Origin of the sequence: Actinomadura miaoliensis, assembly GCF_039536785.1 — a bacterium.
Classification (GTDB): Bacteria; Actinomycetota; Actinomycetes; order Streptosporangiales; family Streptosporangiaceae; genus Spirillospora; species Spirillospora miaoliensis.
The window spans coordinates 220,572-243,792 of sequence record NZ_BAAAZG010000001.1 but is presented as its reverse complement, the minus strand read 5'-3'; the positions used below and the strand labels follow the sequence as shown (position 1 = coordinate 243,792).

25 protein-coding genes and 2 pseudogenes are annotated in these 23,221 nt (G+C 69.6%); 15 read left to right on the top strand and 12 right to left on the bottom strand.

Annotated elements, in window-relative coordinates; genetic code table 11:
* Positions 1-843: 843 nt before the first annotated feature.
* Positions 844-961, top strand: a pseudogene (locus ABD811_RS43825) (IS5/IS1182 family transposase); the annotation flags it as partial.
* 1,507 nt (positions 962-2,468) lie between these two features.
* Here the strand turns inward: ABD811_RS43825 and ABD811_RS01155 are convergent.
* Entirely contained in the window at positions 2,469-3,626 is a 1,158-nt protein-coding gene (locus ABD811_RS01155; RefSeq protein ID WP_344939453.1) for a sensor histidine kinase, read from the bottom strand.
* Complete coding sequence (locus ABD811_RS01150) at positions 3,619-4,314, bottom strand: response regulator transcription factor (protein ID WP_344939451.1); 696 nt, start codon at positions 4,312-4,314, stop codon at positions 3,619-3,621. Before ABD811_RS01150 ends, ABD811_RS01155 begins: the two co-directional genes overlap by 8 nt.
* Before the next feature lie 560 nt (positions 4,315-4,874).
* Between ABD811_RS01150 and ABD811_RS01145 the strand changes: the two genes are divergently transcribed.
* Both ABD811_RS01145 and ABD811_RS01140 read left to right on the top strand, forming a co-directional pair.
* Positions 4,875-5,066 carry a M15 family metallopeptidase domain-containing protein gene (locus tag ABD811_RS01145; protein WP_344939449.1) on the top strand — a complete coding sequence of 64 codons (192 nt, stop codon included), beginning with the start codon at positions 4,875-4,877 and terminating at the stop codon, positions 5,064-5,066.
* A 23-nt stretch (positions 5,067-5,089) separates the two neighbouring features.
* Entirely contained in the window at positions 5,090-6,169 is a 1,080-nt protein-coding gene (locus ABD811_RS01140) for an endonuclease/exonuclease/phosphatase family protein (protein ID WP_344939447.1), read from the top strand.
* A gap of 579 nt (positions 6,170-6,748) precedes the next feature.
* Here ABD811_RS01140 and ABD811_RS01135 read toward each other — a convergent pair.
* On the bottom strand, positions 6,749-7,483 hold the full coding sequence (locus tag ABD811_RS01135; RefSeq protein ID WP_344939446.1) for a TetR/AcrR family transcriptional regulator: 735 nt from the start codon (positions 7,481-7,483) through the stop codon (positions 6,749-6,751).
* A 193-nt stretch (positions 7,484-7,676) separates the two neighbouring features.
* Here ABD811_RS01135 and ABD811_RS01130 point away from each other — a divergent pair, with 193 nt between their 5' ends.
* From ABD811_RS01130 to ABD811_RS01110, 6 genes and pseudogenes are all read left to right on the top strand, one after another.
* Complete coding sequence (locus tag ABD811_RS01130; RefSeq protein WP_344939444.1) at positions 7,677-8,429, top strand: siderophore-interacting protein; 753 nt, start codon at positions 7,677-7,679, stop codon at positions 8,427-8,429.
* Positions 8,430-8,464: 35 nt separating this feature from the next.
* Entirely contained in the window at positions 8,465-9,583 is a 1,119-nt protein-coding gene (locus tag ABD811_RS01125) for an FAD-dependent monooxygenase (protein WP_344939443.1), read from the top strand.
* 353 nt (positions 9,584-9,936) lie between these two features.
* Positions 9,937-10,062 carry a hypothetical protein gene (locus ABD811_RS01120; protein ID WP_344939441.1) on the top strand — a complete coding sequence of 42 codons (126 nt, stop codon included), beginning with the start codon at positions 9,937-9,939 and terminating at the stop codon, positions 10,060-10,062.
* Positions 10,063-10,074: 12 nt separating this feature from the next.
* Positions 10,075-10,260 (top strand): annotated as a pseudogene (locus tag ABD811_RS43820) (cupin domain-containing protein); the annotation flags it as partial.
* Positions 10,261-10,336: 76 nt separating this feature from the next.
* Positions 10,337-10,579, top strand: a complete 243-nt coding sequence (locus tag ABD811_RS01115; RefSeq protein WP_344939439.1) for a hypothetical protein — start codon at positions 10,337-10,339, stop codon at positions 10,577-10,579.
* A 192-nt stretch (positions 10,580-10,771) separates the two neighbouring features.
* Positions 10,772-10,924, top strand: coding sequence for a hypothetical protein (locus tag ABD811_RS01110; protein WP_344939437.1), 153 nt, complete (start codon positions 10,772-10,774; stop codon positions 10,922-10,924).
* A 116-nt stretch (positions 10,925-11,040) separates the two neighbouring features.
* On the opposite strand, the gene ABD811_RS01105 is transcribed toward ABD811_RS01110, so the two are convergent.
* Positions 11,041-11,463, bottom strand: a complete 423-nt coding sequence (locus ABD811_RS01105; RefSeq protein WP_344939435.1) for a TetR-like C-terminal domain-containing protein — start codon at positions 11,461-11,463, stop codon at positions 11,041-11,043.
* Between the two features lie 369 nt (positions 11,464-11,832).
* Between ABD811_RS01105 and ABD811_RS01100 the strand changes: the two genes are divergently transcribed.
* The 3 genes from ABD811_RS01100 to ABD811_RS01090 all read left to right on the top strand — a co-directional run bounded on the left by ABD811_RS01100 (position 11,833) and on the right by ABD811_RS01090 (position 13,156).
* Positions 11,833-12,060, top strand: a complete 228-nt coding sequence (locus ABD811_RS01100; protein ID WP_344939433.1) for a MerR family transcriptional regulator — start codon at positions 11,833-11,835, stop codon at positions 12,058-12,060.
* A 112-nt stretch (positions 12,061-12,172) separates the two neighbouring features.
* Entirely contained in the window at positions 12,173-12,412 is a 240-nt protein-coding gene (locus tag ABD811_RS01095) for a hypothetical protein (protein ID WP_344939431.1), read from the top strand.
* A 180-nt stretch (positions 12,413-12,592) separates the two neighbouring features.
* Entirely contained in the window at positions 12,593-13,156 is a 564-nt protein-coding gene (locus tag ABD811_RS01090) for a GyrI-like domain-containing protein (RefSeq protein ID WP_344939430.1), read from the top strand.
* A gap of 550 nt (positions 13,157-13,706) precedes the next feature.
* On the opposite strand, the gene ABD811_RS01085 is transcribed toward ABD811_RS01090, so the two are convergent.
* Positions 13,707-13,976: a hypothetical protein gene (locus ABD811_RS01085; protein ID WP_344939428.1), complete on the bottom strand. Its 270-nt coding sequence runs from the start codon at positions 13,974-13,976 to the stop codon at positions 13,707-13,709.
* A gap of 450 nt (positions 13,977-14,426) precedes the next feature.
* A complete protein-coding gene (locus tag ABD811_RS01080) occupies positions 14,427-14,768 on the bottom strand; it encodes a hypothetical protein (protein ID WP_344941041.1) in 342 nt (113 codons plus the stop codon).
* Between the two features lie 215 nt (positions 14,769-14,983).
* On the opposite strand from ABD811_RS01080, the gene ABD811_RS01075 reads away from it, so the two are divergent.
* The 3 genes from ABD811_RS01075 to ABD811_RS01065 all read left to right on the top strand — a co-directional run bounded on the left by ABD811_RS01075 (position 14,984) and on the right by ABD811_RS01065 (position 17,517).
* Positions 14,984-16,210 carry an NAD(P)/FAD-dependent oxidoreductase gene (locus ABD811_RS01075; protein WP_344939426.1) on the top strand — a complete coding sequence of 409 codons (1,227 nt, stop codon included), beginning with the start codon at positions 14,984-14,986 and terminating at the stop codon, positions 16,208-16,210.
* 11 nt (positions 16,211-16,221) lie between these two features.
* Complete coding sequence (locus ABD811_RS01070) at positions 16,222-17,175, top strand: sigma-70 family RNA polymerase sigma factor (protein WP_344939424.1); 954 nt, start codon at positions 16,222-16,224, stop codon at positions 17,173-17,175.
* A 165-nt stretch (positions 17,176-17,340) separates the two neighbouring features.
* A complete protein-coding gene (locus ABD811_RS01065) occupies positions 17,341-17,517 on the top strand; it encodes a zinc finger domain-containing protein (RefSeq protein WP_425549345.1) in 177 nt (58 codons plus the stop codon).
* 44 nt (positions 17,518-17,561) lie between these two features.
* On the opposite strand, the gene ABD811_RS01060 is transcribed toward ABD811_RS01065, so the two are convergent.
* The 6 genes from ABD811_RS01060 to ABD811_RS01035 form a co-directional block, all read right to left on the bottom strand.
* Complete coding sequence (locus ABD811_RS01060; RefSeq protein ID WP_344939420.1) at positions 17,562-18,980, bottom strand: xanthine dehydrogenase family protein molybdopterin-binding subunit; 1,419 nt, start codon at positions 18,978-18,980, stop codon at positions 17,562-17,564.
* Positions 18,981-19,110: 130 nt separating this feature from the next.
* Positions 19,111-19,878 (bottom strand): SDR family NAD(P)-dependent oxidoreductase, encoded by a 768-nt coding sequence (locus ABD811_RS01055; RefSeq protein WP_344939418.1) that lies wholly within the window; start codon positions 19,876-19,878, stop codon positions 19,111-19,113.
* Positions 19,879-19,919: 41 nt separating this feature from the next.
* Positions 19,920-20,687 carry an SDR family oxidoreductase gene (locus ABD811_RS01050; RefSeq protein WP_344939417.1) on the bottom strand — a complete coding sequence of 256 codons (768 nt, stop codon included), beginning with the start codon at positions 20,685-20,687 and terminating at the stop codon, positions 19,920-19,922.
* Between the two features lie 127 nt (positions 20,688-20,814).
* Positions 20,815-21,168 carry a cyclophilin-like fold protein gene (locus tag ABD811_RS01045; RefSeq protein ID WP_344939415.1) on the bottom strand — a complete coding sequence of 118 codons (354 nt, stop codon included), beginning with the start codon at positions 21,166-21,168 and terminating at the stop codon, positions 20,815-20,817.
* 176 nt (positions 21,169-21,344) lie between these two features.
* Positions 21,345-22,010: an SDR family NAD(P)-dependent oxidoreductase gene (locus ABD811_RS01040; RefSeq protein ID WP_344939413.1), complete on the bottom strand. Its 666-nt coding sequence runs from the start codon at positions 22,008-22,010 to the stop codon at positions 21,345-21,347.
* Positions 22,011-22,092: 82 nt separating this feature from the next.
* On the bottom strand, positions 22,093-23,109 hold the full coding sequence (locus tag ABD811_RS01035; RefSeq protein ID WP_344939411.1) for a zinc-dependent alcohol dehydrogenase family protein: 1,017 nt from the start codon (positions 23,107-23,109) through the stop codon (positions 22,093-22,095).
* Positions 23,110-23,221: the final 112 nt, after the last annotated feature.

Sequence of the window (23,221 nt, the reverse complement as noted above, 5' to 3'; positions counted from 1 at the left end):
ACCGGGGCAGGCCCCGTCCGGCGAACTCCGGCAGTTCGGTGGCGGGGCCCTTCCCGGCCGCGACCGCCAGCGCGCCGAGTGCCGTGGTCGTGCCGACCGAGCCTCACGCACCGACCAGCCACAGCCCATACGTCCAGACCTGGCTCTGCGGCGTGGTCTATCCGGCGTCCCCGCCGGACACGGCACCCAGCGGACGACCTGCCGCGAGGTGCCGGTGGTAGGGCCTGGCATGCCCGATGACCTGGTCGGTTCTGTTTCCAGGCGATTTCCACCATGCGCCGAGTCGGGTACGCCACGGCTCATGTCGGTACACACTGCCCAGGACGCCACGGATGCACTCGAACGGCTCCCGACCCCGGTCCGGCCGAAGGTCGCCCCGGTGACGCGGTCCTTGCCGACGCTCGCCGATGACGGGAGCCTGTCCAGCCTCGCGGGGCGGATGGACGTCTGCGACAAGGACGGCGCCCCGCTGGTCAAGTGGCACACTCCCCGAGGAAGCGTTCGAGGCCTTCGCCGAGCTGACCCGAGACCGGCCCTGCGACCATTCCGCGATGTCGTACGCCAAGCTGCCCGGCATTGACGGCATCCAGTGACCCTGCAACAAGCAGCACCCGGACGGCCGGGAACGCCTGTACGGCGACGGCGTATTCGGCACCGCCGCGGACTACTGCGAAAGCTACGGTCACGACCTGGAGACGGCGCGCTGAACGGGCCGGACGAGTACGGGCGCACGACCCGCGGGGCCGGGCGATTCTCGGCGTGACTTCTGGCAGGGGAGCCGACCTGCTAGGTCATAGCCACGTTCGGCCAGTAGCCGCTGCTGGGGCTGGCGGCGGGGGCGTCCGTGGCTATGTCCGTGACCAGTACCCGAGGGCTGGCACGGGCCAAGGGCATCAAACCGGTCATTGCCCGTCGTGGCGCCCCGCACGGGTCGGGCCTCGGCGGTTACCGTTACGCCGTGTCGATGCCTGCCAAGCCCTGCGGCCGGGTCGGGGCAGGAGACACTACCCGCTGGAACAACTCCGACAACTCATCCGGCGCCAAGTGTTCAACCCACCCCACGGCCGCAGGCTATCGACTACCGCCAAATTAGATCACCTCTGATATGTGTCTCCTGGGAGAAACGATCGATGCGGATCCAAGTCAAGAATCGCCTGGTCATGACAAAAGGTATAGTATCCGCTCGTCTGGAGTCGAGTTCTTCGGATCGGTATGCATGGGTCTGGGTGTCTCCTCTGCGGAACGGAACATTCAGAGTGTCGACAGTGGAAATCCCCAAACGGCTCATCGATGAGGGTGACTGTTTCGGTGAGGAGGACGTCGAGAGGGTCCATGTGAGGACTGTTGTCGATATCCCCGAAATTGATGAAGTCGTAAGGGGCTTGGGTGTTGATCCAGATGCCCTTGACGCTCCGTGGCATAGTGATTTCCCACTGTAGTCCTGTCGAGGTGGCTGTGCCTGAGGTTGCGGCATGATTCGCTGATGCGCGACATCCGGCCTTGCGCGGGTGTCCTTGCCGGTGACCACGGTAGGTGACCGCCCGGGAAAAGGTACGCCGTGACACGTCGCTGGTCCGAGAGGGCCTGGTCAACTGGCGTGTGTTGTTTCTCGTTTTCAGTGAAGTGAACCTTTTTATCCCCGGCGGATGCGGTCTGATTGAGTGATCGCGGATTGCCTGTTCGGCTCATGGCGCAGCGAAGCTCCTGGCAGACGGTTGATCACCACATCCCCACGTCCGAGCCAGGAGCTTCTGGCTGCTGTTCTACCGTTGGATCTGGGCGGGGCGGCGTCGTTCTGGCGCAGGCGGGTGGTGTAGGCATGGGGGAGCCGGTGCGGTCGCAGTCCTTCGGTGCTGGCGGCGGCGCCGACGGCGAGGACGCTCGGAGGCCGGCTCCGCCGTGCGGTCCAGCCCGCGCTGTTGGCCCACCCTGATCCCGGAGCGGTCCGCCTGGCGGCGCTGGCCGATCAGATCGCCCTCGCCACGACCACCTGCCGCGCCGCTGCCAAGCACCCGGATGTAAGCGGGAACTTGAGCCCGCGGTGGCCGGGAGGCTCCGCCGGTACTGCGGAGCGGCCTGCTGGCAACGCGTTCGCCGCCACCGGCTCCGCGTCACCTCGGCGGCCCAGGCCGAGCGGGAGGCCGAGCGGGAGGCCGAGCGGCGGTCGGTGCCGTTCCTGGGGGCGGGCTGGACGACGCCGACGTGGAAGTTCCCGGCGGCTAGCGCTGGAACGGTCAGGCACTCAGCCCGGCCTACCCGCGCCCCATTAACGGATCTTGCAGGCCCGGCTCGGGGAGGATGCCGGCTGGGATACCACCGCGTGTGCCCTTCTCTCGTAGTCCACCGCATGCCCGCCTAGTTGTGCCGCGGTCCGTTCGACGGTGCTCCACGGGATATGGACCTGCACACTTCGCATCGGCCCGTCCGCCCGATGCCGGCGAAGCGCGGGCCGGCCGGGAACGCTCAGCTCAAGCCGCCCCGGGGACCAGGTGTGCCGACTCCAACGGCCGCCGGTCCGCGTCTCCATCTCCCCTGGGGAGTCGGACGGTGACGTGGAGGCCGCCGGTGGGGCGGGGTGTGAGGGTGAGGGTTCCGTTGTGTGCTTGGACGATGCTGTGGACGATGGCCAGTCCGAGGCCGACGCCGGCGTGTTCGTTGGTGCGGGTGCGTTGGGTTCCGCGTTGGAAGGGTTCGGTGAGGGTCGGTACCAGGTCCGGGGGGACCGGTTGGCCGGTGTTGTCGACCCGCAGCACGCTCGCGTCGTGCTGCGATTCGGTGTGGACCGTTACCGTGCCGCCGGAGGGCAGGTTGTGGACGATGGCGTTCTGGACGAGGTTGGTCACCATCCGCAGGATGAGCTCCGCAGAGCCGAGGGTCTGTGTCTTCTCGCCGGTGACGTCGAGCGTGACCTGGCGCTTTTCGGCGAGGGGAAGCAGCGTTTCGGTGGCTTGTTCGGCGATGAGGGACAGGTCGACGGGTTCGCGGGTGAAGTTTTTGCGGTCGGCGCGGCTGAGCAGCAGGAGGGCCTCGGTGAGGTCGATCGCCCGCGCGTTGACGGTGCGGAGGCGTTCGATGAGTTCCCCCTGGCCCCCCGTGGAGTCGTTGCGGGCGACGTCGAGGAGCGTCTGCGAGATCGCCAGCGGGGTGCGCAGTTCGTGGGAGGCGTTCGCGGCGAATCTCTGCTGCCTGGTGACGTGGGATTCGAGTTGTTCGAGCATGGCGTCGAACACGTCGGCGAGTTCGCGGACCTCGTCTTTGCGGCCCGGTAGCCGGATTCGATGGGACAGTGATCCGTTGGCGGCCATCCGTGCCGCGTCTGCGATCCGGGTGAGGGGGGCGAGCATCCGGCCGGCGAGGATCCATCCTCCCAGGAGACCGAACAGCAGGAGGAAGACCAACGCGGCGGCCGCGGCGGGGGCGAAGCCGCGCAGGAGCTCGGTGCGGTTGGTACTCACAATGATCGCGCCGGCGAACTTCCTCCGGATGGATCCGGGGTCCTCGTCGGGTACATGGCGCAGCAGGAACACCCACACCACGGCGAGTAGGAGAGCGCCGGTGAGCAGGAGGAATCCGGCGTAGCTGAGGGTGAGTTTCAGTCGGGTGCTGAGTCCTGGGGGTCTATTCATGAGTGCTGCCGGGGTGGGTGGTGTCTGTGCTGGTGTTGATGCGGTAGCCGACGCCGGGCACTGTGGTGATGAGGCATGGTTCGCCGAGTCGTTTGCGTAGGGCGGAGACGGTGATGCGGACGGCGTTGGTGAAGGGGTCGGTGTTGGCGTCCCAGGCTCGTTCGAGGAGTTCTTCGGCGCTGACGACGCCGCCTTCGGCGGCGGCGAGGACTTCGAGGACGGCGAACTGTTTGCGGGTGAGGGCGATGTAGCGTCCGTCGCGGAAGACCTCTCGGCGGAAGGGGTCCACTTTCAGGCCTGCGATTTCGCGGATCGGGGGGCGGGCGTGTGCGCGTCGGCGGTCCAGCGCTCTCAGGCGTAGGACGAGTTCGCGAAGGTCGAATGGTTTGGTGAGGTAGTCGTCGGCGCCGAGTTCGAATCCTGAGGCCTTGTCGTCGATCCGGTCGGCGGCGGTGAGCATGAGGATCGGCATGCCGCTGCCGGAGGCGACGATGTGTCGGGCGATCTCGTCGCCGGAGGGGCCGGGGACGTCGCGGTCCAGGACGGCGATGTCGTAGGTGTTGATGCCGAGCAGTTCCAGAGCGGTGTCGCCGTCACCTGCGATGTCGGCCGCGATCGCCTCCAGCCGCAGACCATCGCGGATGGCTTCGGCCATGTAGGGCTCATCCTCGACGATCAGCACACGCATGCTGCCGATGCTAGGAGCCGGTGCGTATCGTCGGCATATCGAAAACTGCATACGTGCTGGCAACACCGCGCTGTCTTGACTGCGGGTATGGCCCGAACGTCACCATCGGCACGAACGACGACCTCGCCGGATTCGCTGGCTCCTCGTCGTCGGCCCGATAGTCGTCATAGCAGCGGTCACCACAGCTTTCGGCTACCAGGCGCGGTCCTCGTCGTCCTCGCCGGCACCAGCCTTGCAGTCCTCCTCGGCCGCGTCACCCTCGTCCTCCTCGGACGGCACCACCCTCGAAAGCTTCTCGCAGTGAGCACCGTGGTGGGCTCGGTAAGGCTGACGGTGCTTCCCCGGCGGCGTGACGGTCTTCGATGACGCGATTCCGGCTGTGGCCAACCTCGATCCAAGCTCATCCGCCAGGGGGCAACGGATGCCGCGGACGACGGACTCGAGTTCTACGTGGCGTTCCCCGGAGTACCAAGATCGGCTTCTTCGCGAGGCGCTCCCCAAGTACGGGTCTGAAGACCGCGGCCGCCCGATGGGTGGCCACCGCGGCGACGTCTCCTCACGTGTCGGGGGACGCGGTCGACATCGGGCACCCCAATGCCACGGCGTGGCTCACCGAACACGGCGCCGAGTACGGGCTGTGCCAGATCTACAGGAACGAGGCCTGGCACTACGAACCGAGCACCCATGCGATCGATCGTGGTTGCCCGCGCATGTATGCCAACCCCACCCAGGACCCGAGGATGCAGCAGTGACCGAAAGTGAGCGAGGACAGACGATGGCTCAGGTGGACACGGCGGAAACCGGGCAGGGCGACGCCGGCCGCCGGGATACCGGCTCCGGTGGCCTGCGCGCGGGCATCCGCCGGGCGATCCGCACCGGCTCCCGGCCCGGGCCCTGGAAGCGCGGCCTGGTCCTCGCGGCGCTGGCGCTGCTGTTGGGCCTATTCATGCTGCTGCACGCGAAGATCCCGAACCGGATCGGGAACCTCGGCAGCCTGGTGGAGACCTTCCTGCCGTGGTTCGGCCTGTTCATTCCGGTGCTGCTGGCCGGGGCGCTGTGGCGCCGCTCCGCCTCCGCGGTGGCCGCGCTGCTGCTGCCGGTCATGGTGTGGCTGAACCTCTTCGGCGGGCTGCTCGGCGACAAGTCACACCCGGGCAGCGACCTCACCGTGGCCAGCCACAACGTCGGTGCCGCCAACCCCGACCCCGTTGGCACCGCCCGCGACCTGGCCGCCTCCGGGGCGGACGTGCTGGCTCTGCAGGAGCTGACCCAGCAGGCCAGGGGCACGTACGAAAAGGAGCTGGCGAAGGCGTACCCGTACCACACGGTGCAGGGCACGGTCGGGCTGTGGAGCAAGCTGCCGCTCTCGGACATCCAGCCGGTCGACATCAAGATGGACTACGGGCCGCTGGCGGACACCAAGCCGATCGACGTCAAAATGGACTACAACCGGGCGCTGCGCACCACGGTGACCACGGACCACGGGCCGCTGGCGGTATATGTGGCCCACCTGGGGTCCGCACGGGTGAATCCCAGGGCGGGCTTCTGGACGGCCCACCGGGACAGAGGCGCGCAGGCGCTCGGCAGCGCCATCGCCGCCGAGCAGAACGAGCGGGTGGTGCTGCTCGGCGACCTGAACGGCACCAAGGACGACCGCGCGTTCGCCGACATCACCTCGCGCCTGCGCTCGGCCCAGGACGCGGCCGGGGACGGCTTCGGCTTCACCTGGCCGGCGAAGTTTCCAGTGGTGCGGATCGACCAGATCCTGGTCAGAGGCGTGGAGCCGAAGAGCGCGTGGGTGCTGCCGGCCACCGGCAGCGACCACCTGCCGGTGGCGGCCGGAATCAGCTGGTGAACACCGCGCCCGTACCGGAACCGGAGCCCGCCCCGGCCCATGCACCCAGAAGCCACTGGCGGGTTATCGGGCACCTGGTCGGCACTGCATAGCGTGATCGGCCTCTGACCAGGCACCTCGCGGGCCACCACCATCAGCCCTTGCTCGCCGTCCACCGTCACCGCTCTGACCAGGGGAAAGCCCGCCGCCGTCGAGTACAAGCCGAGAGCCGCCGAGGGCATCGGCGATTGCGCTGGCGCACCGCATAGCCGCCCTCGGCGGCCCCGTCGATCCGCGCCACGTTCGCCAACTGCCCTTGCGCGTGCGCATGCGTGATCGCCTCGCCTGACTCGTGAAAGGGCTCCTCGGCTGGATCCACCGGCCCGCCCTCGTCCGGGGCTTCCTGGAGGCCCGACGATCAGCCAAAGATCCCTCAACGTTCCTCGAACCCCCCGCTGAGCTGCGCGAAACGAGTCGCCCCGCCGCGGCGATCAGCGACCTGGGTGAACGCGGCCGGGCAGCAATGTAGGTGACGCCCAATGCGGGTGCCGTATCGCAAGCAGCCTGGGCGGCGGTTCATCGTGTCGTGATGGGTGCTGGTCAGGCCGGTGCGGGTGGGGGGTAGTCGAGCCCGAGGGTAGCGGTGATGTCGCGGAGGGTTTCCTCGTAAATCGGGGCGATGTCGGAGTAGACGAAGTCGAGCTGGTTGAGGACCTCCATGCACAGCAGCCCGTACAGCCGGATCCAGCAGGACATGGCGACGTGGAGGGCCTCGATGGGCAGGTCGCGGCCCAGGGCGGTGGCGTAGGCGTCCAACTGCTCCCGTACGGAGGGGGCCAGGTCCTTGGGTGCGGGGACGGGGAAGGGGGCGGTGGCCCACAGTTCCTCGATCTGCTGGAGGAAGACCAGTTCGAAGTCGCGTGCGGCCTGGTTGCGGGGGGAGTCGGGGCGGTTGCGGGCGGAGGCGGTTGCCGGGATCGGGCTGGCGAAGATCCAGCGGAATTCGGCGGGGTGGGCGGTGGCCCACGTGCGCATGGCGCGGCAGGTGGCCAGCAGCCGTTCGGCGGGTGAGCCGGCGGCGTGGGCGTCCCGGGCGGTCTCCATCGTCGCGGTCAGCTCGCGCAGGAAGTCGGCGGTGACCGCCGCGACGAGTTCTTCGTGCGAGGCGAAGTAGTGGTACAGGGCCGGGCCGCTCATGCCGACCTGACGGGCGACGGCGTTGATCGTCACGGCGGCGGGCCCCTGGGTGGTCAGCAACCGGCGCGCCGCCTCACGAATCTCGGCGAGCGTGGCCTGACGGAGCTTCTCGCGCCGGCGGACGGGTTGTGCGGCCATGACCATCCTTTCGCGACGACGTTGACAGCCTAGCGCCTCTATGCTTCCTTAGAGCCTCTAAAAGATCTAGAAGATCTAAGTAGATGCTTCATGACAGGGACGGTGCTCGGGGCCGTGGTCGTGTCGGCGACGGCTGTGCGGTGGGGCCTGTCCCGCCGCGCCCACCAACGCCGCGGGCGGAAGGAGATCTGACATGGGGACCAGGACGCGCAATCCGCTGGCGGGTGCGTTCGCCAAGTACCGGCTGGAGGGCACCGTCACCGACACCGGTTCGGTCACTCCGACGATGCGGCGGATCCGCTTGGTGGCCGACGAGCCGATCGGCTTCACCTACGTTCCCGGACAGCACGTGCGAGTTCAGATCAACGATCCGCTGTCGGTGTCGGGGCTGCTGCGCCCGTCCGAGACACTGCGCACGTACACCATCTGGGAACTGACGCCCCAGGAGCGGGCGATCGAGCTGCGGGTGCATCTGTACGACGGGGACGGCATCGGCCTGCGGTGGGCGCGCGCGGCCGCCGCGGGCGATCGCGTGACGTTGTGGTGGCCGGAAGGCGACCTGTTCACCCGTCCGGCACCGTTCCATCTGTTCGTCGGTGAGGAGACCGCCGGTGCCGCGTTCGGGCCGATGCTGCGGGCGCTGGAGCCCTCGGCCCGCGTGTACGGGGTGCTGGAGAGCGAGTCGCCCGAGCACGACTTGCCGATGCCCGGCCCGCACGAGCTTCGGCGCGTTCACCGTCACGGCGCACCGGCCGCCTCGTCCGCGACGTTGCTGGCGGCGGTGGCCGCCCTGGAACTGCCCGGCACCGACGGTGCCGCCTATGTGGCCGGGGAGGCGCGCACCTGCCAGATGATCCGCGACCACCTGGTCCGCGAGCGCGGCTGGAACCGGCGCTCGATCAAGGTCAAACCGTTCTGGGCCCCCGGCAAACGCGGCCTGCACTGATCGCGCTCACCAGGCCCCACTGTGGAAGGACATAGATGCACGCGCTCATCATCGGCGGAGGAATCGGCGGGCTCGCCGCGGCGATCGCCCTGCACCGGCACGGCTGGCAGGTGCGCGTCCTGGAACAGGCCCCCGCGTTCACCGAGGTCGGCGCCGGACTGTCGATCCAGCCCAACGCCCTGCGCGCGCTGGAGGCGCTCGGGCTCGGCGACCAGGTCCGCGCGCACGCCCTGGCCGACGCGCCCGTCGGCATCCGGCGGGCCGACGGAACCTGGCTGATCCGCAACGACATCGACCGGCTCACCCGCCGCCACGGCCCGTGGCTTACCTTGCACCGCGCCGACCTGCTCGCCATCCTGCACCAGGCGCTGCCGCCCGAGTCGCTGGAGACCGGCGTTCAGGTTCACCAGGTGCGGCCCGACGGCACCGTCACCCACACCGACGGCACCTGCACCGCCGACGTGGTGGTCGGTGCCGACGGCGTACACAGCGCCACCCGACGCTCACTGTGGCCGGACGCGCCACCGCCCCGCTACGTCGGCTACACCACCTGGCGGATGATCGCCGCCGCGCGTCCCGTCGAAGGCAGCGTGGAAACCTGGGGCCAAGGCCAACGATTCGGATACGCACCGATGGCCGACGGACGGGTCTACTGCTACGCCATGGCCAACGCCACCCAAGGCACCACCATCGGGATGGCCGACCTACGGCGCAGGTTCGCCGGCTGGCACCACCCCATCCCCGCCCTCCTGGACACGGGGAGCCCGGACGCGGTGCTCCAGCACGACACCTACGAGCTGCCCGACCTGGACACCTATGTGGCGGGCCGAGTCGCGCTGCTGGGCGACGCCGCCCACGCCATGACACCCAACCTCGGCCAGGGCGCCGGTCAGGCGCTGGAGGACGCCGTGGTGCTCGCCCGCAGCCTGGAGGCGGCCCGCCTCGGCGACACCCCGGTCGCCGAGGCACTGCGCGCCTACGACCGCGCCCGGCGGCCCCGCACACAGATGATTGCCCGCCGGTCCCGGCGTCTGGGGGAGATGGTGCACCGCGCTTCCACGCCGTTCGCCGTCGCGCGTGACACGGCCATGCGGATCACCCCGTCCTCGGTCGTCGCCCGCTCGATGACGCCCGTCCTCAGCTGGACCGCCTGACCCCACCGCTCTCACCGCTGCTCCCAAGCGCGCCCACTCGGTGACTTCATCGGTGTGAATGACGCTCTGCAAAGCAGCCAGCGTTGGTGACCGACCCCCTGGGCGCACCATCACCTGCACGCCCCACCTGCACGACCACATTGCCGCGTCGCGAGCAGATGCACGGCGTGGCCTGGGCCGTGCGCCGCCTGGCCGGCCATCCCGGGGTGTACGGCTGGTACCTGTCGGACGAGCCGAACCCCGGTGCGTGCCCTGGGGGGGCCGGGGAGATACGCCGCCGGCGTGTGCCTCAGCTCTTGTCGGCTTGGCCGGTCGTCCCCAGCCCTTGGACCCGAGACTCTGGAAGGGATCCCATGTCCGAAGACCGCTTCGTCCTGCTCGAGGCCGACGCCTCTCGCCCTACCCGTGTTCGGCTGCCGCCGTGGACCATGCTCAAGGCGGGTGCCGCCGACACCGAGGGCCGCTTCACCCTGATGTAGAACCGCGGCCACATCGACATTCCGCCGCACGTCCACGACACCTTCGACGAGATCGTCCACGACACCTTCGACGAGATCGTCCACGACACCTTCGACGAGATCGTCTACGTGCTCGACGGTGAACTGGGCGTCGAATTCGACGGCGCGACGCACCGGCTCACCGAGGGCATGTGCGCGTTCCTGCCCTCCGGCGTCACCCACGCCATGCGGCTGGGCGCCCTGTGCACGCGCTGCAGCTGTGGGGCCGGGCGGCTGGGAACGCTGTGTCGAGGACATGACCGAGGCCGGGCACTGCCTGGTGGCCCTCGACGGCACCCACGTCCGGACAGCGATCAACAAGCTCGGCACCCCGTACGGCACGCGTTACCGCCGGCACGGCGAGGCCGAGGAGTCCGGCGACAAGAGCCGCTTCTACATCCTGAGCAAGGGCCAGGCGCGGCCCGGGCGGCTGCGGGTGCCGCCCGCCTTCGCGTGCAAGGCCCCGCGCCGACGACACCCAGGGACCGACTGTCGCTGATGGAGATGGTGGTCGCCCAACAGATCCCGCGCCACATCCACCACAAGGCCGACGAAAGCATCTATGTGCTCGACGGGGAGCTCCTCATCGAGTTCGCCGATCGGCATCCACCAGGCCACGCCAGGACAGTTCGTCCAGCTGCCCCACGGCGTTCCGCCCGCCCTGCTTCCCGGTTCCACCCTGCCCCCGCGCGTGATCCAGATTTCCTCCCCGGGCGGCTGGGAGCGCTTCGTCGAAAACCTCATCGAGGTCAGGCCGCACATCACCGTCGGCGGCAAGCTCGACGTCCGCAAGCTCAACCCGATCGCCGCCAAATACGACATCACCTACCAAGAGCCGTCCTGACCCCTGGCCCATCGGCCTGCACTCGGGGCGGAGCGGTGAGCTGCGGTTGCGGCAACGCGTAGTTGGACGCCTCGCTAACGCCACTATCCGGTTGCTCCCGATGGGCCTGAGCCCCGTCAGGTGTCGCTGACCGGCGGGGGTTGGGCGAAGGCGCCGGTGGACGCGGCGAGGGCGGCGGTCCTGGCCGCCTGGTCGGGGAGGTCCAGGTCGGGTGGCGTGCGCAGAAGCACCAGCTGGTGGTACAGGGGCGCGGTGGCGGCGATGAGCAGTCGCCGGGCGTCGTTGTGCGGCGGGAGTTCGCCGCGCCGGACGGCCCGGTCGACGATGATCTCGCAGCGGGCGTACCGGTCCTCCCAGAGCCGCCGTGCGTCGGCGGTGCCGCAGGCCGCGGCCGCGAGCGCCGCCGAGACGAGAACCGCGGCGGCGCGGCGGCCACGGCTGCGGACGGCCTGGCGGCGGGCGGCGGTGCGGCGGATGGCGTGGCGCTGGGCGTGGTCGGCCTTCTCTGAGCGGAACGAGGCAGCGATCAGAGCCGCCACGATCGGCGGTTGTGCGGTCAGCGCCCTTGGTATCCACTCGCACGCACGGCGGCCATCCAGTCCCAAGGTGTGACGGTCGTGTGTGTCAGTCAGAAGCAGCCACGTCTGTCCACGTGTTGAAAGCGGGGAGCGCGGCCCGGAGAAGTCGATGAGATTCGGTAACGGCTGTGCGGCGCGTGGTGAGGGTGCGGCCGGAACACGGCAGAAGGGGCCGTGCCCTGCTGTTACGCGCCACTTGGGATGCGCCACGAGACGTCGTTGGATTTGAGCACGTGTCGGGTGGCGGTGATGTCCCGGCCGTCTCGGGTGAGGGTCGTGCTGGATAGCGCGGCTGGACTCTCCCACTGTGGGAGCGTCCATGCTGGTCGCGTGAACGACGGATATCTGCCGATCGGGCGGTTCGACCGGCTGTGCCGGCTCGACGTCAAGCAGCTGAGGAACTACGACGAGCTGCGGCCACTGGTGCCGGCCCACGTCGACCCGGACAATGGCCACCGCTACCGCCGGCCGGGGCAGGCCCGCCGAGGCGCTGCTGACCGGGCTGTTGCGCTCGCTCGATGTGCCTCGTGCGGAGGCCGGGCGGGTGCCGGCCGGTGAGGACGGAGTGCTCGGCGGTGCACGCGACCGTATGGAGGCCGACCTCGCGTGCCGAAGGCGCACCCTGGCGACGCTCGATCGGGTACTCGCCGGTGGACTACCGCAGACAGGCATGACGCTCATGCGAGAGCCCGCCTGCCAGGTGGTGACGGTTCGGGAGGTGGCCGCTCAGGACGAGATCGGCGCGGTCACCTCGGCGTGCGCGGCCCGGCTGATCGAGACGGCCGGTCCGCCGGAGGTCCCGCTGATCGTCGGGCTGTTGCCACCCGACCTGTCGCAGTGGGGCGAGCTGGCAGTGGCCGCCGAGATCGAGGACGGGCCCGACCTCCTGCCGCGTGGCGTGTACGCCTAGCGACCCACATCTGCCCCTACCACCAGGTAACGCTCACCAGACACGCCCTGTTCGCGTGGGTCGTGGGCGATCACGGGCACACGCCGCTCGCATCGCTACGTGAGGTGGACGTTTACGACCCGACAACCACACCAGCGGACAGCTGGTGACACATCTGATGATCAAACTGGAGGACCCTGAATGAACTGGTATTCCGCTGCCGACTCCCCAGAGCTCGTCGAATTCGGCCCGGTGCGCGGCCTGTCGGTGACAGGGCAGGGCGAGCCAGGCGGGCCGGTGCACATGACGAGCATCCAGGCGCTGTACAGCGTTGCCGGCCCTCTGATGGGCATCGCCGCCGCGAACGGCGCGCCCTTCGAGATGCCGCCGCTGGAGGGCCGCTGGTGGGTGGAAGACGAAAGGCCGGCGCTTGACGTGCCGCGCGCGGAGTGGTGGTGGCACCTGTTCCTGCGGCTGCCGGACTCGGTGGCCGACGAGTGGTTCGACCAGGCCAGGCAGGCCGCCGAGGATCCCGCTGCCGCTCGCGTCCAGCTCGTCACCTTCACCGAGGGGCGGTGTGTGCAGATGCTGCACCACGGCGCATACGCGGACGAACCCAAGACGCTGGCCCTGATGGAGGAGTTCATGGAGCACTCCGGGCTGGTCATGAACGGCCTGCATCACGAGATCTACCTGTCCGACGTCCGGGAGACCGACCCGGCACGGATGCGCACGATCCTCCGCCACCCGGTCCGCCCGGCCTGACCGCCTGCCTACAGATAGCGTCTGCCCGTCTGCCAGGGGGCAGGCGGGCAGACGTCCCGTAGCACCTCCACTCACATACCGTCACCGCCGGACGCGTGCCTCAACATGCGCTTCACCGCGCCAGCCTGCCGGTCGCTCGAGCGCCGCCGGTTGTGGTTGCCGCACTCGGCCATCAGCGGCTCGGCCAAGTACCCCCGCTAGGACATCTGTTCATGGGCAGCGGTCTCGGCGAGGTCGGTGAACTGAGCCTGGGTGGTCGGCAGGCGCAGCATCCGGCAGGCGGTGTCCACGGCTGTTTCGGCGGCTTGTTCGGTCAGCCCCCGGGGTCGTCATCGCATCTCGTCCTTGCTGATGGAGTCCTGCCCACCGGCACGGCGGCGCAGGAGCTGGTCGTAGAGGGTCCACCGAAGGCAGGAGACGCCTGTCGGCGGAAGGCGGGCCAGTCGCCGGGCATCAGCGAGGTCACCGTCGCCAGACTCGTCTTCGGGTGCGTCCGGAGAGTCATCGGCCGCAGCCGCTTTGCGGGCCTCCAGCGCGACCGCATCAAGGGTCAGTGTTCCGGCCCGGAGGGCAGAAGCGATGCCGGCGACGATGTGTTCGTGTGCCATGGGGCGGCTGGCAACAGCGCCTCGACCAGCGCGCGCGTGCCCGCAGCGTCACCGTCGGCCTTGCATGCCTCAGCCCACCACGCGTCGTGGACGTGGGTGAACCGTCCCGCAGTGCGGGCCTGCTCCAGCGCGGTCGCACCCGGCAGGCCCCGGAGGTTCACGTAACTCATCGACACCAGATCCCGATGATCAGGCGCGTTGCCCGAACTCATCGACGAACGCTGCTGCTGGACGTCGACAGAACCAGATGGTCATGCGGCCAGGTCGAGGGCGGTGAAGTTGACTTCTTTCAGCGGTCGCGGACGAACTGATGTCCTGGTCGACCTGCTGATCGCCCTGCTCCACAAGATCAACTTGGTCCCGAGCAGCGGGTGGAGAAGCGGCACACCGCCGAGATGAGGAGGTCCGCGGCAAGGAGGGCATCCTCTTACCCGTACGGCACCATCCGCCTGGACATGGACGCCCGGCTCGACCTGGGACCGGTCGCCGCCGTGCCTCGCCCCCGCACATCTGCTGGCGCCGCCGACCGATCACGCACGGAGACACGATGAGGGATTCTCGGGCTTCATCGAGCGGGCGCCCGACTCCCGAGCTGGCCGCGCAATGGTCTGATGCGGATACGGGGAAACGGTGGCCGCGTCGCAGGTTTCGGTGGGCCGTGGTCATGACGCGCTCGCGGAGTCTGCGGTCTCCGAGCGCAGCAGGTCGCCGGGCTGGCAGTCGAGGGTTCGCGGAGTGTGGCGAGGGGGTGAAGCGGAGGCCGCCCAGCGTGCAGGCGAGCGCGTCGCTCCCGTCCGCGCCGTCCGCGCTGCGGGCCTGCAAGCCGCCGTGGGGCGGCGCGCACGTCGGGTTCGCGGCGCGACAGAATCGGCGGAATCGTTCCCACCGTCGATTGAGCGCCCCGGCGTAGTGGTGGTGCGGCGGCTCTGGCGTGGCCATTCTTCGGCACGGGCCAGGTTGGCGGGTGTGATGCCGACGCGTTCGGCGAGTTCCTCCACGGACATCTTCCGCTTGGCGAGCATGACGTCGGTGTAGTCAGTGATCGGCATCAGCTCACCTCGTTCAGCTCGGCGTGCATCTGCGCTGCCTCGACGTCGCGAGCATCGTTGGACGACGTTCCAGCCGCTATGTGATTCAAGCCACATGCGGTTCCTGTCAGCAATCGGGGCGCTGTTCCGCTCAAGTCACCGAGGAGCAAGCGAACCGACAGGAGCATCACATGAAGCACCGCATCGTCGTCCTCGGCGCCGGGTATGCCGGGGCCTACGTGGCCGGGACCCTGGCCCGTCGGCTGGCCCCGGCGGACACCGAGATCACCGTGGTCAACGCCGTGCCGGACTTCGTCCAGCGGATGCGGCTGCACCAGCTCGCGTCCGGCCAGGACATCGAGGCTCCGAAGCTCGCCGACGTCTTCGCGGGCACGGGGATACGGCTGCGCCTGGCCCGCGTCACCGCCGTCGACCCCGAGCGCCAGGTCGTCGCCGTGGCCGATACCGACGGCGGCGGTGAACTCGGCTACGACACGCTTGTCTACGCGCTCGGCAGCCACGGCGCCGGCCGCGCCGTCCCCGGCGCGGCCGAGCACGCCTTCGACATCGCCGCCAGGCCCTCGGCGCTGCGCCTGCGCGAGCGCCTGGACAGCTTGGACAGGCGGGACGAAGGCGGGCGTGTGCTGGTCGTCGGCGACGGGTTGACCGGCATCGAGACCGCCACCGAGATCGCCGAATCCCGGCCCGGCCTGTCGGTGACGCTGGTCGCCTGCGGCGAGCTGGGTGCCCGCCTCTCCGCCGGAGCCCGGAGCCACCTGCGCCAGGCCTGCGACCGGCTGGGCGTCACCGTCCTGGAGCACACCAGAGTCGAAGCCGTCGAAGCGACGCGGGTGCTGTGCGCCGACGGAACCGCCCTGGAGTCCGACGCAACCGTGTGGACAGCCGGGTTCGCGGTCGACCCCATCGCCGCCGCTGGCGGGCTGGAGGTCACCGAGAACGGTCAGATCGTCGTCGATCGCACCATGCGGTCGGTCTCGCACCCGAACGTCTACGCCGCCGGCGACAGCGCCTACGCCATCGGCGACAACGGCCGGCCGCTGCCGATGTCTTGTGCTTCGGCCGGCTACACCGGCCGGCAGGCCACAGAGGCGATCGTGGGACTCCTGACCGGCCGCAAGATCGCACACACCAAGCTGGCCTACCCAGGCAACCACATCAGCCTCGGGCGGCGGGACGGGATCCTGCAGATGGTCGACGACGAAGCGCGAGCGAAGCCGAAGTATGTGGGCGGCTGGAAGGCCGCGCGGGTCAAGGCGGGCATCCTCAAGATGTCGCTGTGGGCCACCTCGCACCCGACCTTCGGCGTGCCCAAGCGCAAGCACCGCCTGGTCGCTGCGCCGGACGCGACCGCCGGGAAGGTGGTCGCCCGCCGAGAAGGCGGTCGCGTGGCCGCCTAGGGTGGGTTCGCGTGGACAGCACCGCCACGGATCGCTTCGACACCAGCCGGTTCGAGGCCAGCCGGAACCGGCTGGCCTCACTGGCCTACCGGCTGCTGGGCTCCGCCGCCGACGCCGAGGACGCCGTGCAGGATGCGTTCCTGCACTGGCAGGCCGCCGACCGGCAGCGGATCAAGGTGCCGGAAGCATGGCTGACCAAGGTCGTCACCAACCTGTGCCTGGACCGGCTCCGCTCGGCACAAGCCCGCCGCGAACGCACCGCCGGCGCCTGGCTGCCCGAACCGCTTCTCGACGGCGACCCGATGCTCGGCCCGGCCGATTCGTTCGAGCAGCGCGAATCGGTCTCCCTGGCCGTGCTGACGCTCATGGAGCGCCTGTCGCCTCTCGAGCGGGCCGTCTACGTCCTGCGCGAGGCGTTCTCCTACAGCCACGCCGAGATCGCCGAGATCCTCGACATCACCGAGTCCGCCAGCCAGCAGCACCTGCACCGGGCCCGGCGCCGCATCACCGCCGCGCGCCGCCGCGGCGGTGATGTCGACCCGGCGTCCGCCCGCAGGATCGTCGAGGAATTCCTCGCCGCTGCCTCCTCGGGCCGCACCGAACGGCTGGTGGCGCTGCTCACCGACGACGCGACCGCGATCTCCGACGGCGCCGGCCTGGCCGGGAAGCTGCTGCGGTACGACACTCCGCAGCGCATCGCCGCCGTCGTACGGGCCGGCCTCAAACCCACACCCGCGAAGCGGCGATTCGCGGGCGGCACGCCCGCCATCCACTACGCGCTCGTCAATGGCGACCCCGCCATCCTCTTTGTGCTCGGCGACCAGGTCATCGGCGCCGTGGCGTTCGACATCACGGGCGGCAGGATCGCAACCGTGCGGGGTATCGCGGCCCCCGCACGCCTCGTCCGCCTCACCGAAGCCTGGCGGCAGCACGAACCGGACACGCCGCTCATCAGCCAGTGGTGACCCGACGCCGACCGCGGCCAGACGCAGCGCCCGCGTTTCAGAGGTGGTCACCGATGAAACACGCCGTCCAGAACGTTCGCTGTTTTATAGGTCGGTGCAAGCGACTGGAGCTGCGAAACGCACTTATAAGACACTCGGCTGGGGAGTGACGACGACTTCCGGCGCGTGGAAGCCCACGACTGCCCCATGCCGAGCGGTGCCGCCCCGGCCGGCTCGCCATGCCGCACCGGCAAGGGCCGGGTGGCCGCCCAGCACCACACCGCCCGGTTCCGACTCGTCCACGCGCTGGCCAAGGCCCTCAACATCCCGACCCCACGGGCGTGCCAGCTTGGGTCCATCTAGGGCGAGTTGCCCCGCCCTCATTCCCGTCATCTGTGGTTCGGGTGTCATAGCAGGGCTTCGATGGTGATGGGGAGGGTGCGGACGCGGCGTCCGGTGGCGTGGAAGACGGCGTTGGTGATGGCGGGTGCCACGCCGACGATGACGACCTCGCCCAGGCCCTTGACGCCGATGGGGTCGGCGGTGTGATCGTCGCCGTTCAGATAGATCGCACTGACGTCGGGGACGTCGGCGTTGACGGGGACGAGGTAGTCGGCCATGTCCGCGTTGACGACGCGGCCGTCGCGGTGGTCGGTGACGGTGTGTTCCAGCAGGGCCATGCCGATCCCGCCGACCATGCCGCCGATCGCCTGGCTTTCGGCGAGCTTGGGGTTGATGATCCGTCCCGCGTCGTAGACGCCGTGCACCCGCCGCACTCGTACCAGGCCGAGGTGTTCGTCGACGGCGACCTGGGCGAACACCGCGCCGTAGGCGTGCGTGGAGAATCGCTCCACTTCGTCGCCAGGGCTGTAGCCGCCGCGTGCCTCCAGGTGGGAGCGGTTGTTGCGGGCCAGCAGTTGCCGGTACGTCTCGCCGCGGGCCGTCTCGTCGCGTAGGTGCAGGCGGCCATCGTGGACGACGACGTCGGCGGCGGAGGCGTCGTGAAGAGGCGATCGAGGGTCCGCGATGGCGAGGGCGATGGCCTGCGAGCGGAGTTTGTCGCAGGTGTCCTGGACGGCGGAGCCGACGCTGGCCATGGTCATGGATCCGCCGTGCGGCAGGGCCGGCGGCATGGTGGAGTCGCCGAGCCGGAACCGCACCCTGGGCACCCGGAGGCCGAGGGCGTCGGCGGCGACCTGGGTCATGGACGTGTAGGTGCCCGGCCCCATGTCGAAGGTCGCGCACTGGACGATCGCGGTGCCGTCGGCGTGCAGTCTGGCCACCGCCTGGGCCGGGGCACGCTGGGTGTGGTAGGCGGCGACGGCGACGCCCGTGCCGATCAGCCAGTTCCCGTCGCGGTTCGAGCGCGGCCGGGGGGCGCGTTCGTCCCAGGCGACGGCGCGGGAGCCGATGCGGAAGCACTCGCGCAACCGGCGGGTGGAGAACGGTACTCCGGTGCCGGGATCGCGGTCGGGCTCGTTGTGCAGGCGCAGTTCGATCGGGTCGACGCCGAGCTCGTAGGCGAGTTCGTCCATCGCGCATTCGATGGCGAACGCGGCGGTGGCCGAGCCGGGGCCGCGCATGTAGGTGGGGGTGTTGATGTCCAGCGGGATCGACCGGTAGGTCTGGCGGACGTGGGGCGTGGCGTACAGCATCTGCCCCAGCCCGGTGAGCGCCTCCCGGTAGTCCTCGTAGGTGGAGGTCTCGGCGCGGATGTCGTGCACGGCCGCGGTGACCCGTCCGCGGGGGTCGGCGCCGAGGGTGAGGTTGTATTCGGTGACGGGGCGAAAGCCCGTCCCGGTGTACATCTGCTTGCGGGTCAGCACCTGAGGGGAGATTTTTCTCCCCGGATGCCTTTCTCCCAGGGAACGAAATGTCCCTTCGACAAGCCGTTTCGGCGTGCGGCCATAACGGCTTTCACGAGGCCCGTGGTGCGTGACCTGCGGGGCGCCGGTGTCAGCGGGCGACGTATCCTCCGTCGACGGGCAGGGCGACTCCGACCACGAAGCTCGCTCCGGGGCTGCACAGCCACAGGACCGCGTGAGCGATTTCGTCGGCGGTTCCGAGCCGGTTGATGGGCTGGTTGGCCACGGCCTCCGCGCGGTCGAGCTCCCCCTTGGCGATCATGTCACTGACCATGGGGGTGTCGATGGTGCCGGGGCAGACGGCGTTGATGCGGATGTTCCGCGGGGCGTATTCGAGGGCGGCGCTGCTGGTCAGGCCGATCACCCCGTGCTTGGTGGCGTGGTAGGAGGCGCGGCCGGGGATCCCCACGAGGCCGCCGAGCGAGGAGCAGTTGACGATCGCCCCGCCGCCCTGGGCGCGCATGTGACGCAGTTCGTGCTTCATGGACGCCCAGACGCCGCGGAGGTTGATGGCGGTGACGCGGTCGAAGGCCTCGGAGGGTTCGTCGGCGGCGTCGCTGGGCGGAATCTGAACACCGGCGCCGTTGAAGGCCATGTCGAGGCGTCCGAAGGTCTCGACGGTCCGGTCGACCATGGCGGCGACCTGGTTCTCGTCGCTGACGTCGCAGGCCACGCCCAGGACACGGCGGCTGGCGTCGGCGAGTTCTCGCGTCGCGTTCCGCACGGCGCCTTCGTTGACGTCGGCCAGGGTGACGGCGGCACCGGACTCGGCGAACGCGCGGGCCGTCGCCAGTCCGATGCCCGAGCCGGCGCCGGTGACGAGGGCGACCTGGCCGGTGAAGTCGTAGACGGGGTTCATGCGCTGTTCTCCTTTCGAGAGGTCTGTTGAGTGAGACCGGTTCAGACCGTCTGACCGCCGTCGACGACCAGGGCGTGGCCGGTGACGAAGGAGGCCGCGTCCGAGCACAGCCACAACACCGCCGCAGCGATCTCTTCGGGCTCGCCGAGGCGTCCGATCGGCTCATCCGAGACCATCGCCGCGCGCCCTTCGGCCGTGCCGCCGGTAAAGCGGTGGATCATCTCGGTGTCGATGACACCAGGGCACACCGCGTTGATCCGGATATTCGACGAGGCATAGTCCAGTGCGACGGAACGGGTCAGGCCGACCACTGCGTGTTTGGCGGCCGCGTATGCCGCCTGGCCCTTGAAGCCCTTGACGCCCGCGCCCGACGAGGTGTTGACGATCGCGCCGCCTCCCTGCCGCAGCATCAACGGAATCTGGTGCTTCATGCAGAGGAACACGCCGGTGAGATTGACGCCGATGAGGCGCTCCCACTCGTCCTCGGAAATGTCGACCGCGGGCTTGACCGGCTGCTCGACACCGGCGTTGTTGAAGGCGGCGTCGAGGCGCCCGTAAGTCTGGACGGTGTCGTCCAGGGCGGATTTCACGTCGTCTTCGTTGGTGACGTCACACGTCAAAGCCAGAGCCTGCCCTCCTGTTTCCTTGATGAGCCGTGCGGTCTCCCGCAGGCCGTCGGCCGACAGGTCGGCGATCGCCAGATGAGCGCCCGCGCGCGCGAAGTCAATGGCGGCGGCGCGGCCGATGCCGGAGGCGGCTCCGGTGACGAACGCCACCCTGCCGGCGAAGCTCCCGTTGACGGCGTTCACGGTGGTTCCTTTCACTGCTGACTTTGCAGGTCAGAGCCTGTGGTGGGGACGTGCCCGGGCCGGGCCTCGGTGATGCGGTGGGGCCGGCGCGGTGTCTGCGAGCGTTGTCATGGAACGCTCGCCGAGGTCACGACGCGGATTCGATCGTCACCCTGACCTCGTCGGCGGTGGCAAGCCGCTCGGTGCCACCGCCGGCCATGCGGCCGAGGATGACCAGTCCAGTGGCGTAGGGGGCGTCACGGTAGAAGACGGCGAGGTTTCCCCAGGGCGCGTAGAAGGCGAGGTCGCCGGCGCGGGGGGCGGCTCCCTCAGGGGCGTCGGAGGTGGACAGGCGGCGAGGCAGATCGGCGATCTTCTCGGTCCGGTGGAAGTCGGTCAGCGTCAGGGTGAGCGGGAGTTGGGCGGCGAAGTCCCGCGCGGCGGCGCTGTCGTTCAAAGTGGCGTCGACAGGGGTCCCGTTGATGGTCAGCCGAAGGTTCACGGAAGCGGCCCTTTCAGACGTCGCGGGGTGCGTGGAAGGCGCCGTGCTCGGCTCCGATGAGGTGCGAGTGGACGGCGGGTTGTGCGCACAGGAGGTCACGGTCAGCAGCAGGGCGGCTGCCGGGACCGCACGGGCGAGGCCGGGAACATTCGAGATCACGGGCACCTCCGGGAACATCAGTCGGGAAGAGGCTCGGCGTAGTGGCGGAAGCCATCGCGCGACCGGTGGATGTCGAACAGGCGCCGGGCCAGGACGTCCGGGTCGCTGTGCTCGGCGCCGGGCCGGATGGCCCCGGGGATGATCAGCTGTGCCACGTGGACGTTCTCGGGGGCGAGCGCGTCGTGCAGCATGCGCGCGTAGGCGCCTTCGGCGGCGAAGGCGACCGAGGTGCCGGCACGTTCGGGATTGGGGAGTACGGCCGTGCCGCCGTTGACGAACAGGAGGGTGCCACGGCCGAGGTCGCGCATACCGGGCAGGACGGCGTTCACGCAGGCGACGGGGCCCTTCACGGAGAAGGCCAGAGGTGCGTCGAGGTCGTCGGCACTCGTGTCGAGGACCGGCTTCATGAAGTCGGCGTGGGGGACGGGGCTGTACTGGAGGATCTCGATGGGGCCCAGGGCGTCGGCGGCCCTGTGCAGTGCGGTGGTCAGCGACGCGGGGGAGAGGGCGTCGGCGGCGAAGCCGCGGGCCTGGATGTCGTCGCGGGCCAACTCGACGGTCAGGTGGTCCAGGTGCCGGGTGCTGCGGGAGATGAGGGCGACGGCGTGGCCTGCGGCTCCGAAGCGGCGAGCGGTGGCCAGGCCCAAGCCGGGGCCGGCGCCGACGAGGGCGAACGTGGTCATGATGTGTCCTTGTGCGAGATGGGTGGGGGCGGCTGGCGGATGCCAGGGGCCGCACACCGTCGGCGTCCTGGCCGGTTCCCGGTCAGGGCGTCAGGAGGGCCTTGATGGCGCGGCGCTCGTCCATCGCCCTGTAGCCCTCGGCGACCTGCTCCAGGGGCAGGGTCAGGTCGAAGACCCTGCCCGGATTGATCCTGCCGGTGAGGACGCGGTCGATCAGATTGGGCAGGAAGCGGCGCACGGGGGCCGGGCCGCCGCGCAGGCCGACGTGCGAGAAGAACAGTTCCTCGCCGTCGATCCGCACGTCGTGGGGGACGCCGACGAAGCCGACGTTGCCGCCCGGACGGGTCGAGCGCAGGGCCTGCCGCATCGCCTCCTGGGTGCCGACGCACTCCAACACCGAGTCGGCCCCGATGCCGCCGGTCAGCTCCTTGACGCGGGCGACGCCTTCCTCACCGCGCTCGGTGACGATGTCGGTGGCGCCGAACTCGAGGGCGAGCTTCTGGCGGGGTTCGTGGCGGCTCACGGCGATGATCCGCTCGGCGCCCAGTTCCCTGGCGGCGATGACGCCGCACAGGCCCACCGCGCCGTCACCGACGACCACTGCGGTGGATCCGGGCCTCACCTCGGCCGCGACGGCGGCGTACCAGCCGGTGCCCATCACGTCGGACACGGCCAGCAGGCTCGGGACGAACTCGCCGGCCGGCCGGTCGGGGGTGGCGACCAAGGTGCCCTGGGCCTGCGGAATGCGGACGTACTCGGCCTGGCAGGTGGTCATGAACTCCCGACGCAGGCAGGAGGACTGGTAACCGGCCCGGCAGTTGGGGCAGGTGTTGTCCGAGGTGGCGAACGAGCCGACGACGAACTGTCCCGGCGTGACCGAGGTGACCTCAGCGCCGACCTCCTCGACGATGCCCACGTACTCGTGACCCATCGGGTGGGGCTCGTCGACGGCCTCGATCCCGCGGTAGGGCCACAGGTCCGAGCCGCACACGCAGGTGGCGACGGTACGGATGACCGCGTCGGTGGGCTCGATGATCTTCGGGTCGTCGCGCTCTTCGAAACGGACGTCGCCGGGGGCGTGGATGACTGCTCCGCGCATGGTGATCGCTTCTTTCAGATCGGGATGTTCGTGTGGCACAGCCGGGGCACGGGCGAAGCTCGCCGACGGCGCCGACCCGACGGCGTGGCTGCCGCCGGCTGTCGCGGGTTGC

Coding starts and splice junctions, on each gene's coding strand:
- ABD811_RS01075 (WP_344939426.1), top strand. CDS start 14,984: ATGAAGCACCGCATCGTCGTCCTCGGCGCCGGGTATGCCGGGGCCTAC.
- ABD811_RS01040 (WP_344939413.1), bottom strand. CDS start 22,010: ATGACCACGTTCGCCCTCGTCGGCGCCGGCCCCGGCTTGGGCCTGGCC.
- ABD811_RS01135 (WP_344939446.1), bottom strand. CDS start 7,483: ATGGCCGCACAACCCGTCCGCCGGCGCGAGAAGCTCCGTCAGGCCACG.
- ABD811_RS01035 (WP_344939411.1), bottom strand. CDS start 23,109: ATGCGCGGAGCAGTCATCCACGCCCCCGGCGACGTCCGTTTCGAAGAG.
- ABD811_RS01150 (WP_344939451.1), bottom strand. CDS start 4,314: ATGCGTGTGCTGATCGTCGAGGATGAGCCCTACATGGCCGAAGCCATC.
- ABD811_RS01120 (WP_344939441.1), top strand. CDS start 9,937: ATGTCCGAAGACCGCTTCGTCCTGCTCGAGGCCGACGCCTCTCGCCCT.
- ABD811_RS01140 (WP_344939447.1), top strand. CDS start 5,090: ATGGCTCAGGTGGACACGGCGGAAACCGGGCAGGGCGACGCCGGCCGC.
- ABD811_RS01055 (WP_344939418.1), bottom strand. CDS start 19,878: ATGAACCCCGTCTACGACTTCACCGGCCAGGTCGCCCTCGTCACCGGC.
- ABD811_RS01095 (WP_344939431.1), top strand. CDS start 12,173: ATGACGCTCATGCGAGAGCCCGCCTGCCAGGTGGTGACGGTTCGGGAG.
- ABD811_RS01155 (WP_344939453.1), bottom strand. CDS start 3,626: ATGAATAGACCCCCAGGACTCAGCACCCGACTGAAACTCACCCTCAGC.
- ABD811_RS01080 (WP_344941041.1), bottom strand. CDS start 14,768: ATGTCCGTGGAGGAACTCGCCGAACGCGTCGGCATCACACCCGCCAAC.
- ABD811_RS01125 (WP_344939443.1), top strand. CDS start 8,465: ATGCACGCGCTCATCATCGGCGGAGGAATCGGCGGGCTCGCCGCGGCG.
- ABD811_RS01130 (WP_344939444.1), top strand. CDS start 7,677: ATGGGGACCAGGACGCGCAATCCGCTGGCGGGTGCGTTCGCCAAGTAC.
- ABD811_RS01115 (WP_344939439.1), top strand. CDS start 10,337: ATGACCGAGGCCGGGCACTGCCTGGTGGCCCTCGACGGCACCCACGTC.
- ABD811_RS01090 (WP_344939430.1), top strand. CDS start 12,593: ATGAACTGGTATTCCGCTGCCGACTCCCCAGAGCTCGTCGAATTCGGC.
- ABD811_RS01085 (WP_344939428.1), bottom strand. CDS start 13,976: ATGAGTTCGGGCAACGCGCCTGATCATCGGGATCTGGTGTCGATGAGT.